The organism is Algibacter pacificus, assembly GCF_008033385.1.
Classification (GTDB): domain Bacteria; phylum Bacteroidota; class Bacteroidia; order Flavobacteriales; family Flavobacteriaceae; genus Algibacter; species Algibacter pacificus.
Map to the genome: position 1 here is coordinate 39,585 of NZ_VOGY01000006.1, position 11,921 is coordinate 51,505.

General features: G+C 35.9%; 8 protein-coding genes. 1 reads left to right on the forward strand and 7 read right to left on the reverse strand.

Annotated features, from left to right (window positions below; genetic code table 11):
* Positions 1-9: 9 nt before the first annotated feature.
* Complete coding sequence (locus FQU21_RS10340; protein ID WP_147677933.1) at positions 10-2,991, reverse strand: amidohydrolase family protein; 2,982 nt, start codon at positions 2,989-2,991, stop codon at positions 10-12.
* A 99-nt stretch (positions 2,992-3,090) separates the two neighbouring features.
* Positions 3,091-4,146, reverse strand: coding sequence for a DUF3810 domain-containing protein (locus FQU21_RS10345; RefSeq protein WP_147677934.1), 1,056 nt, complete (start codon positions 4,144-4,146; stop codon positions 3,091-3,093).
* Between the two features lie 244 nt (positions 4,147-4,390).
* Between FQU21_RS10345 and FQU21_RS10350 the strand changes: the two genes are divergently transcribed.
* Complete coding sequence (locus FQU21_RS10350) at positions 4,391-5,854, forward strand: aminoacyl-histidine dipeptidase (protein ID WP_147677935.1); 1,464 nt, start codon at positions 4,391-4,393, stop codon at positions 5,852-5,854.
* Between the two features lie 632 nt (positions 5,855-6,486).
* Here FQU21_RS10350 and yidD read toward each other — a convergent pair.
* From yidD to FQU21_RS10375, 5 genes are all read right to left on the reverse strand, one after another.
* Positions 6,487-6,726 (reverse strand): membrane protein insertion efficiency factor YidD, encoded by a 240-nt coding sequence (gene yidD / locus FQU21_RS10355; RefSeq protein ID WP_187269373.1) that lies wholly within the window; start codon positions 6,724-6,726, stop codon positions 6,487-6,489.
* A 52-nt stretch (positions 6,727-6,778) separates the two neighbouring features.
* Positions 6,779-8,260, reverse strand: a complete 1,482-nt coding sequence (cysS, locus tag FQU21_RS10360; protein WP_147677937.1) for a cysteine--tRNA ligase — start codon at positions 8,258-8,260, stop codon at positions 6,779-6,781.
* Positions 8,261-8,346: 86 nt separating this feature from the next.
* Positions 8,347-9,024: a GTP cyclohydrolase I FolE gene (gene folE / locus FQU21_RS10365; protein ID WP_147677938.1), complete on the reverse strand. Its 678-nt coding sequence runs from the start codon at positions 9,022-9,024 to the stop codon at positions 8,347-8,349.
* Positions 9,025-9,198: 174 nt separating this feature from the next.
* Positions 9,199-10,743 (reverse strand): OmpP1/FadL family transporter, encoded by a 1,545-nt coding sequence (locus tag FQU21_RS10370; RefSeq protein WP_187269367.1) that lies wholly within the window; start codon positions 10,741-10,743, stop codon positions 9,199-9,201.
* A gap of 27 nt (positions 10,744-10,770) precedes the next feature.
* Positions 10,771-11,910, reverse strand: coding sequence for a hypothetical protein (locus FQU21_RS10375; protein ID WP_147677939.1), 1,140 nt, complete (start codon positions 11,908-11,910; stop codon positions 10,771-10,773).
* Positions 11,911-11,921: the final 11 nt, after the last annotated feature.

Genomic DNA, 11,921 nt, shown 5'->3' on the forward strand with positions numbered 1-11,921 from the left:
TTTTTAATTTTAATTAATTTGAGTTTCTATATAATCGCAATGCATATCTACTTTTTCTTTTTTCTTAATAGGTTGCGTTTTTAAACCTTTGTTTTTAGCTTTCAGCATTTGATTGATAAGGATGTTTTTTTCTTTTTTAATTTCTGCACGAATGTTTTGGTCGCGATCTAAATCAAAATAAGTGGCACCTTCAATAATTGTTTTTTCTGCTTTAGCATAAATAGACATGGGATGGTCGGTCCATAAAACCACATCGGCATCTTTTCCTACTTTTATACTTCCCACGCGGTCATCAATATGTAATAATTTGGCAGGGTTTAAAGTGACAAACTTCCAAGCGTCTTCTTCGCTAATACCACCATATTTAACAGATTTTGCAGCTTCTTGATTTAAACGTCGAGACATTTCTGGATCGTCACTATTAATAGCCACCGTAACCCCTGCGTTATGCATAATGGCGGCATTGTAAGGAATGGCATCGTTAACCTCGTATTTGTAGGCCCACCAATCGCTAAACGTGGAACCACCAACGCCGTGTTCTACCATTTTATCGGCTACTTTATAGCCTTCTAAAATGTGGGTAAATGTGTTGATTTTAAAGTCGAATTGTTCTGCAACTTTCATCAACATATTAATTTCACTTTGAATATAAGAGTGACAAGAAATAAAACGTTCGCCATTCAAAATTTCAGAAAGCACCTCCATTTCAACATCTTTTCGATACGGTTTACCACTTTTTCTTAAAGCATCATATTCTTGTGCTCTAGTGAAATAATCGATATAAACTTGCTCGACACCCATTCTAGTTTGTGGAAAACGCACACCATTGGAATGTCTGGTTTGCTTTACGTTTTCACCTAAAGCAAATTTGATAAACTTTGGGGAATCGTCATAAATTAAGTTGTCGGCAGATTCTCCCCATTTTAATTTTATAATAGCCGAACGACCACCAATTGGATTTGCAGAACCGTGCAATACTTGGATAGACGTTACACCACCGGCAAGATTGCGATAAATGCCAATATCTTCATTATTGAGTACGTCTTCGATAGTTACTTCTGCTGATGAATTTTGTCCACCTTCATTAACCGAAGCTGTTGCAATATGAGAATGTTCGTCTATAATTCCTGCGGTTAAATGCTTTCCTGTAGCATCAATAATTTCAGCATGCCCTTCGGAAAGGTTTGTGCCTATTTTTGCTATTTTTCCATTTTTAATAAGGACGTCTGTATTTTTTAAAACACCATCTGCTTCACTCGTCCAAACTGTGGCATTTTTAAAAAGAATGGTTTCTTTTTTTGGAAGTGTTTTAAACCCATAAGCCGTATTCGGGTAGGTTACAGCAGCTATGTCGTTTAAAGTATCGTCTTCCTTTTTTTCTTTTTCTTCGGAATCGTCTTCGACTTGATCTCTTTTTTTAGCTGAAAAAGGTGTTTCGCTGCCATTTGGTAAAATGGCTTTTCCTTTTAATAAATCATCGTTTTCAACATGAGCTACAATACGAATAAATTCTTTAGAAAGCGAGTCTGCTGTGGTCATAGAAACTTGTATCCAGCCATCGCTATAGCTCATTTTAGAACCTAGAGTTTTATTGTTGCTTGTAATTTTAGATTTTAGTTTTTTAATATCACCTTCAATGGACATTTTGTAAGTGTCATCGGCTATGCTAAACTCATAATCTCCATTAATAGATTTAGTATGCATGTTGGTAATCACGTTCTGTTGGCCTTGCACCCAATTTTCATAAAGTTTAGTTTTCTTCTCAAAAATATCGCCAGAAGTAATTAAAAAATTGGCATAAGTTCCATTATTTAGGGTTCCTATTTTATCAGCTTCTCCTAATAATTGAGCAGGAATACTTGTTAAAGCTTCTAGTGCTTTGTCTTTAGAAAGTCCGTATTTAATAGCTTCCATTAATTTCTCTTTAAAATCTGTTGGCGATTTTAATAGATGTGTGGTTAATGCAAAATTGATGTTATTATCGGCTAAAACCTTAGGATTCGTAGGTTCTTGATTCCAAGCGCGCATGTCACTAAGTTCCAAAGCGCTTGTTAAAAAACTATTTTCAACATCATAAGCATCTTGAAAATTTATAGGTAATATTAATGAGGCATTCGTGTTTTTAATGTCATCAATACGTTCATATTCATCACCGCCACCCAAAATAACATATTGAATACCAAATTGATCTCCAATTTTGTCGGCTCTAAGAATATTGGTTTTATCACCTGCTTCAAAAATTTGAACTAAACCTTCATTTTTGTTTAAAGCTTCAATAGATAAATCTTTGGTTTTGCTCAGTCCTTTTTTATACCAAGCGGCATCGTTATACAACTGGCGCAGTAAAGCGATACTGCCCATAATAGAATTTGGATAGGCTTGTCTCGATAAAGCGCTTCTGCTAAAAGAAAGGTATTGTGCCGAATTTTCTTTAAGAATCCGTGTTTCGTTACCATTCTTATTATTTAAAGCCACAAGTGTACCGGTGCCACGATGAATACCGTCTTGAATATGGGTACTCACTACGCCAAAACCAGCGTCCAATAATGCTTTAGCTTTTTTAGAGTCGTATTTAAATTTAGAAAGCGCCTCATTTTCAGGCATCACATGGTCGTTCCAATAATATCCTGTTCTACTGGCATCGTATTGTGGTGTCTGACCTCTGTTTCCGCCAGCGCTTTTTGGTTTTTCAATGCCAAAATCAGAGTACATATCAATAAAAGAAGGATAAATACTTTTACCTTCTAGGTTAATAATTTTTGTGTTTTTAGGGATTTTAACATCCGTTCCAGTTGCTAATACTTTGCCGTCTTTTATTAACAGAATACCATTGTTAATAGTGTTGTCGCTGGAAACGTGAATTTTAGCATGTGTAAATGCCGTGTAATTGGTGTTTGTGGTTTTTACACCATCATTTTTTGGGAAATAATCTTGAGCAAATAGGGAGCTGCAACAAAAGAAGCTCAAGATTCCAATACATTTTTTAATCATAGTTAATAAGGGGTTAGTTTTTAGCTAAAAATAAGAATATCTATTAAGAACCCGAGGTGTTTTATATATAAAGTTGAAATGTTTAGTAATTTCTCATTTTTATTCAAAATAATTGACCAATAACGCCACAACATAGCTATAACTCTTCATACCTTTTGTCTGTTTGTTCGCTTTTAAAAAGCCATTATAAAAACTTTTAAACAACGGTTCCGTTGGATTTTGGTGCGCTTCCCAAAACAAACGGACTTCTTGATAATTCTTTAAAATGCCAATGTTAATGGTTTTAGAAAGCGCTTCATATTGTGCTTCATCCCTGCGGTAAATTTCATTTAAACAATAGCGCAATCCAAAAGTATAGCCACAATATTTAAAATATATATTGTCGTGATTTATAGCCGCCAAGCAACCAATAAAATTCGCTTCATTTTCGGCAGCAAAACCCAATTGGTGGGCGATTTCATGCGTTGTTGTGGTTGCAAATTTAAACTTCGGAATCAAGCCATCAACTTGCGCTTCATTGGTTAACGGATTTAAATATCCACTAAAACCCATATAGGTTAGCGGGTAACTAAATAAAGATTTTTTTACACTTTGCGGCGAGTATTCCAAATCTGGAAACACTTGTTTTAATCCCAAATACCCATCGGGAGCCAGCTTTAAAATATCATGTTTAGATAGCGGAACATCAACTTTTACCGTGTCATTTTTTGCAATCTCTAAATGCAAGGCATTGGCTTTTAAAATAAGTTGTTCAGTTACTTTTACCAGCTGTTCCGTAGAATATTCAGCATTTAAATTCAAACTTTTGTGCAGCGGTAATCGGTAATAATTAACCCCCCAGAATAAGTGAAAAGCAAAATATAATACCGAAACCGCCGAAAACACATCAACAAACCACTGTTTGGTATCCGTTTTTAAGCGTTTCCAATTCTTAAAAAACCAGCGAATAATATAAATTAATCCCACAGCATACACCAAATCACCAAAAGAAAATGGCAACCAACCCAAGCAAAACCGAAACATTTTCGATACATAAACATACAGTCCATTACTGTAATACGCTTCCACAAATTCGGGGTAATCCGCTAAAAATTTCACAAAAAAATACTGAGGAATCAGCAACAGCGCAATAATCGTTTTTTTTTCTTTCAACATAGCTCAAAAATACTAAAAATTTGTACCCAAAATGCAGTTCTAATTTATAAAGGTTTCTTCCTGCTTTCCGTTATATCTTTCTGCGAAGCCGTCCCGAATTTGTTTCTGGCTCTCATCAAGATTGCTTTTTTGTTGCTAGGGCATGCTGTTTAATAAATAGTTCGCATAAAGGATGCCACTTCAATCAGGAGTAGCTGCCAATATCTAGGTAATTTTGCTAACTTTGCATTAAAATGTAAACAAAATGAGCGCAGAAATAAGAAATTTAAAACCCAAAGCACTTTGGAATAAATTCGCCGATTTAAATGCCGTACCACGTCCGTCAAAAAAAGAAGAACGTGTTATTGCTTTTATGAAAGCCTTTGGTGAAAATCTTGGTTTTGAAACCATGGTAGATGAAGTGGGTAATGTCATTATAAAAAAGCCCGCCACGGCAGGTATGGAAAATAGAACCACAATCGTTATGCAATCGCATTTAGATATGGTGCACCAAAAAAATAACGATACTGAATTCGATTTTGATACTCAAGGCATCCAAATGTATGTCGATGGCGATTGGGTTCGCGCAAAAGGCACGACGTTAGGAGCCGATAACGGATTAGGAGTAGCCACGATTATGGCTATTTTAGAAAGTAGCGATATTCCACATCCAGCTATTGAAGCCTTGTTTACTATAGATGAAGAAACAGGAATGACGGGAGCTCAAGGCTTAAAAGGTGGTTTGCTTACTGGCGGTATTCTTTTAAACTTAGATACCGAAGAAGATGATGAAATTGGTGTAGGTTGTGCTGGTGGTATCGATGTGACTGCAACACGAACTTACGAACAAGAAGAAACGCCTGAATTTAAAATAGGTTATAAAATAACCGTAAAAGGATTGCAAGGTGGCCACTCGGGAATGCAAATTCACGAAGGTTTAGGAAATGCTAACAAAATAATGAACCGTGTCCTTTTTGATGGTTTTGAGAATTTTGGTTTACGAATTTCTGAAATAGATGGTGGAAGTTTACGCAATGCCATTCCTCGTGAAAGTAATGCCATTGTTGCTATCGATGGAATTCACGAAGACGCTTTTCTTCTTGAAATGAAAGAGCAGGAAGCACTACTAAAAGCCGAACTTAAAACCATGGAGCCTAACTTAGAAATTGTAGTTTCTAAAGTAGAATCTCCGGAAAATATTATGGATTTAGGGGTTCAAGAGGGTTTAACACGTGCTATTTATGCGGCATGGAATGGTGTGTATCGCATGAGTGCCGATATTCCGGATTTGGTAGAAACATCAAATAATATAGCGCGAGTTATTGTAAAAGATGGCCATATAAAAATTGGTTGTTTAACACGGTCTTCAGTGGAGAGTTCTAAGTGGGATTTAGCAAATACGCTGCGGGCTACTTTCGAATTAACAGGTTGCGAGGTTGAGTGTAATGGAGATTATCCAGGTTGGACACCAAATATGGATTCGGCTATTTTAAAAGTATTAGATGGTTTGTACGAGAAATTACATGGCGAAAAAGCTCATATTGCCGCATGTCACGCTGGTTTAGAATGTGGTATTCTTGGTACTAATTATCCAGAAATGGACATGATTAGTTTCGGACCAACAATAAAAGGAGCACATTCTCCAGATGAGCGTGCTCAAATTTCATCGGTTCAAAAATATTGGGAGTTTGTTTTAGAAATTTTAAAAGAGATTCCTGTAAAAGCTTAGGTTTAAGTTTTTTAATATTCAAGTTGTAAAACCTGTTTCTAGCAAAACTTTTTGTTTGAAATGGGTTTTTTATTTTTAGTCGCAGTCGCAGTCGCAGTCGCAGTCTCAGTAGCAGTCAAAATTTTTGTTCAGAATGTCATGCCGACGCTAGGAGGTATCACACGCGATTCCGTAAGTGTGAGCATAGCTTTATGTGATTTCTCCTCACGTCGAAATGACAATGGGAGGTTTTATTAGGGTTGGGCGTATATTAAAAAAAATCAAGGTAAAGTTTAGGTTTGCAGTTTTTTTTGCTCAATGATTATTGTTGTTACGGTTAAATTTTTAATTAGGAATGTCATGCCGACGCTAGGAGGTGTCACACAGGATTCGGTAAGTGTGAGCATAGCTTTATGTGATTTCTCCTCACGTCGAAATGACAATGGGAGGTTTTATTAGGGTTCGGTGTGTATTAAAAAAAATCTAGGTAAAGTTTAGGTTTGGAGTTTTTTTGCTCAACGACTATTATTGTTACGGTTAAATTTTTGATTCAGAATGTCATGCCGACGCTAGGAGGTATCACACAGGATTCGGTAAGTTTGAGTATAACTTTATGTGATTTCTCCTCACGTCGAAATGACAATGAGAAACTGTTAGTCGTCATCCTTTTCCGGAACGGGGTCGTAGCCTGAACCTCCCCAGGGATGACAACTAAATATCCGTTTTATCGCTAACCAGCCACCTTTAAATAATCCGTGTTTTTGTAGCGCCTCTTTGGCGTAATGGGAGCAAGTAGGATGGAACCTACAGGTTGCCGGTGTTAATGGTGATATCAAATTTTGATAGACCTTTATTATAAATAAAAACGGTGCTATTAAAATTTTTTTCAACATCATATTTCAAATCTTAAAATGTGAATTCCTATAAATTCAGGAAAGGGCTGTTTTAGTTCACCGAATAGGTGGTGCCGTCTTTTCCGTCTTTTAAAACAATACCAACTTCGGCTAATTCATCACGTATTTTATCCGATAAAGCAAAGTCTTTATTCGCACGAGCTTCTTGTCTTAATTTTATTAAAACACTTACAGCTCCCGATAATTTATCGGTTCCAGAATCATTTTTAGCCGTATTTTCTAAACCTAAGACATCAAAAACAAAACTGTTTAAGGTGTCTTTTAAGGTGTTTAAATCTTCAGCAGAAACTGTTTCGCTACCTTCTTTTATTTGATTGATATATTTAACAGCTTCAAATAAATGAGCGATTAAAATAGGCGAATTAAAATCGTCGTTCATCGCATCGTAACAAGATTGTTTCCATGCGTTGATGTCGATAGATGATGTTTCAGAGGCTTTTAAATCTTCTAATAAGTTAACGGCATCCATCAATCTGTAAAACCCTTTTTCACTGGCTAATAAACCGGCATCGGTTAAATCGAGTACACTGCGGTATGAGGATTGTGCTATAAAAAAACGAATGACACTTGGTGCGTAGGCTTTACTAAAAAAGTTATTGTTTCCCGAAAGTAATTCATCAGGATTAATAGTATTTCCAGTAGATTTAGACATACGTTGTCCGTTTAATTCCAACATATTGGCGTGCATCCAATAATTTACAGGCGATTTGCCTTTGGCAGCTTCATTCTGTGCTATTTCACATTCGTGGTGCGGGAATTTTAAATCCATCCCACCACCGTGAATATCAAATTGATCCCCTAAATATTTTGTACTCATGGCAGTACATTCCAAATGCCAACCTGGAAAACCATCGCTCCACGGTGAAGGCCAACGCATAATGTGTTGTGGTTCTGCTTTTTTCCAAAGGGCAAAATCTTGTGGATTTTTTTTATCGCTTTGTCCGTCGAGTTCGCGGGTGTTATGTATTAAATCTTCTACCTTTCGTTTACTTAGTATGCCGTATTCATGAGATTCATTGAATTTATGAACATCAAAATAAACCGATCCGTTTACTACGTATCCAAATCCATTTTCAATAATGGTGGAAATAAGTTCAATTTGTTCAATAATATGTCCCGTTGCCGTAGGTTCTATACTTGGCGGTAAAAAATTAAAAGTATTTAATATATTATGAAAATCTACGGTGTAGCGTTGCACCACTTCCATAGGTTCTATTTGTTCTAAGCGCGCTTTTTTAGTGATTTTATCTTCACCAGCATCGGCATCATTTTCCAAATGCCCAGCATCGGTAATATTGCGTACATAACGCACTTTGTAGCCTAAATGTTTTAGGTAACGAAATACCATATCGAAGGACATAAACGTTCTCACGTTTCCTAAATGGACATTGCTGTAAACCGTTGGGCCGCAAACGTACATGCCAACATAACCGGGTTCAATAGATTTAAAGGTTTCTTTTTTTCCTGTAAGTGTATTGTATATTTTTATGGGGTTATGCTCGTAAAGTTGCATGGGTTTGTTGTGGAGTTTATTGTTAATCGAAATAAAAATCTTGATGAAATATTCTGGCTAAAAACTTTCTTAAGAAGGAAGTCTTACTAAAATTTAGTTTCCATTTTAATGTATTCTAAAAGCTCTCTTCTGGTCGCTTCTTCTTTAAATTTACCGCCAAATTCTGATGTTACGGTGCTACTTTCAATATCGCGAATACCTCTAGAATTTACACATAAATGTTTGGCATCGATTATACAGGCTACATCTTGTGTGTTTAAAACTTTTTGAAGTTCTTTTACAACTTGAATGGTTAAACGTTCTTGAACTTGAGGGCGTTTGGCGTAATAATCGACAACGCGATTCATTTTAGATAAACCAACTACGGTGCCGTTAGAAATATAAGCAATATGGGCTCTTCCTACAATGGGTAATAAATGGTGTTCACAAGTTGAATATACGGTAATATTTTTTTCAACAAGCATTTCGCCGTATTTGTATTTATTATCAAACGTGGACGCTTTGGGTTTTTTCTTAGGATCTAAGCCACTGAAAATTTCGTTTACAAACATTTTTGCAACACGATTTGGCGTGCCATTTAAGCTATCGTCTGTTAAGTCTAGGCCTAAAGTTTCCATGATATGGCGTACATCGGCTTTAATAAGTTCTATTTTTTCAGAATCAGAACGTTCGAATGCATCATCTCTTAACGGCGTGTCTGAAGAAGTGCCAATATGATTTTCACCTATAGCATCATATTCTTCAATATTATTTTCAATTTTCATATGTGAAAAAATCTATTTTTTAGTCTGCAAAGATAAGTAATTACGTTTTATCTTAATAGATAATTGTTATTTGTAATTGGTCTGTTTTTTTATGGATATATTACAATAAAAAACAAAAAAGCTTAAACGTTTTATGGTTTAAGCTTTTTATAGTATTTGTGGTCTGTTTAAGTTTTAAATATTGAAGCTTAAAGAGAGTGTAAGATTCGAATTTTTATTATCAATATCTACCAAGCCAAGATTGTGTATGGTAGATTGGTAAGAGCGTTTAGCTTGATCGAAGGTAACGTCTAGTTTTGTGTTTCCAAAGTTATAACCAAGACCTAGTGAAAACCCGTTTAAATCGCCAACCGTAACGCCATTGGCATAAGGGCTTTCTTCGTATCGGTAACCACCTCTAAAACTGATTTGATTCACTTTATATTCACCACCAAGGCGGTAAGTTGACGCTGAGGTTAATTCGTTGCTCATGTCTCCGGTTAAATAGGCATACTCAGTTTCTGTTTGTGGATCATTAAAACCTTTTCCTATTTTAAATTTAGTGTTGCCATAATTTTTGTTTGAATAATCGAAACTAATTAAACCGCTTCTACCAAAGATATAGGCTAAACTTCCTGTGTATTTTGCAGGGGTTTGTAATCTGTATTCTGGATAAACGTTTATTACGTTCGGATTTAAAGCATCAATGTTTTGGTTTAATAACTCGCTAGTATCTAAAAACTGAGTTGTTTCCTCTTTTATAGTGTACCAAGTAGGAGAACTATATGTTAATCCCACTCTAAATTCTGGAGTCACTTTTAAAATACCTCCCACTTGTAAAGAAAAACCGTTTCCTGTGGTAGATAATGAATTATCGAAATCAATAGAGGTTATTAATCCCCCGTTATTATTATCTTCAAGAAGCGATGTGGTTCTTTGGTAATCAATAAAATGAGAATTTAAGTTTACACCTATATATAAATTATCTTCATATTGTGTTGCAAAATTAAAGCTTATTTTTCCGTTATAACCTGTTTCAATATTGGTGTAACGGTGTTCAAAATTACCAGTATTGATGTTGGCTGTGTATGTTGTGTTTGCATCATCAGTTAAATCATCGGGTTCTAAAATAAAAGATTCAAAACCTAAAAAAGCTTGCTGATAGGCAAAACCATATTGACTGTTAATTCTTGCGTAAGCTCCTGAAATTGATTCATTAGATGAAGCTGAAATTTGATCTAACCGTCTGCCGTCGGCATAATCATAAAAATAACTTGCTATAGAATTACTAAACTGTCCGTCGTCTGCTGTATTGATTCCCGCAGCATACCAACTATCATTATGGTCATTAGTTCTATCATAAGCAACACCTAATGTGAATTTTCTCCAAGGCGAATTGTTGTTATTGTTTCTAAATACGAAAGAAGCCCCACCTTGACTTAAATCGAATTTAGAATCATTAGTTTTTTGGGTGTTGCCAAAGTAAGTTGCCTTATTATTTTTATCGGCACTTACAAAAGATAGAGCGGCATGGCTTTGACTAAAAACAGCAGAGCCTGCTGGGTTAATACTAACGGCGCTCATGTCACCTCCTAGGGCTCCAAAGGCACCACTTAGCCCTCTAAATCTTGCGCTTCCCATAACTTCGTCTTGCGAGTATCTTAGGGCATCAGTAATATCTTGTGCATATATAGTAGACATAGAAAGTAATCCTATGGCTAGTAAACTTAACTTTTTCATATATAATGTTCTTTTTTTTAGTATGAATTAACGACGTCTTCCACTACTTGATGATCTTGAAGCCGAACTGGAGCGGCTAGATGAACTTCTCGTTGTAGTACTTGGTGTATAGGTTCTTGAACTAGTAGATGTTCTACTACGATATGTAGGTGTTGATGTTCTACTACTTTTTGATGGTGTATATGTAGAGGTACGTCTAGTTGTTGTTGATGTTGATCTTGTTGTTGAATTTGTAGATGGTGATCGTGTTACGGTAGTACTAGGTCTTGAAGTGCTCGTGGTTGTCGTGCTACTTCTTCTCACAGTACTTGTAGAGGGTGTCGTACTTCGTCTTACCGTTGTGTTTTTACTGCCAGAAGTTACAGCTGTGCTACTTCTTCTTGTGGTTGTATTGTATTTTGAAGTTGAATTTCGTGATGATGATGGAGTTGATACAGTACTTCTACGTGATGTTGTACCGCTTGTGTTTAAACTGTTGGTGCGGCGAGATGTTGTTGCATAAGAACCTCTTCTACTAGCGCTATACGACACTCTGTTATTGTAGTATCTGTTGTTATTGTATCCGTTGCCGTAGTATCCGTGAAATCCATTATTATACCAAGGCCGGCTATAACCCCAACCGCCATAAAACATACCGCCAAAATAAGGATTGTATCTGTAAGGATTATAATAGCCCCAACTGTTAAATCTGTTATATCCCCAATTGTTGTAAAGGTTCCATTCCCAACTATTATATCCCCAAGTGTTCCATCCATAATTGTTCCAACCGTTATTTATATAGTTTATAGTAACGTTGTCGGTTTGTTGTCCCCATCCTGCATAGCCTTGGTAATCGTTTTGGTAGTTGCTATCATCTGTAATAACATCATTTTCAGCGTAATTATTACTTTCGTAGTTGTCAATATCCGTAAATATTTCGCTGTTTTCTATCATTTGTTCGGTTGCTAAGGCCCCGTTTTTGAAATAATTTTGATAATATTCACTATTAGAATAACTTGGTGCATCAATGACTGCTTCGTTTTGAACAACGCGAACAGTTTCATCTCCATAAATCCCATCATTGTCAACACCTACGTATTGATATGAGCCACAAGATGACAAGCCAATTAACAAAGCAAGGAGTGCTAAGTTTGGCATTTTTTGTTTTAAGTAGCTATTTAATTGCATATCTGTATAAT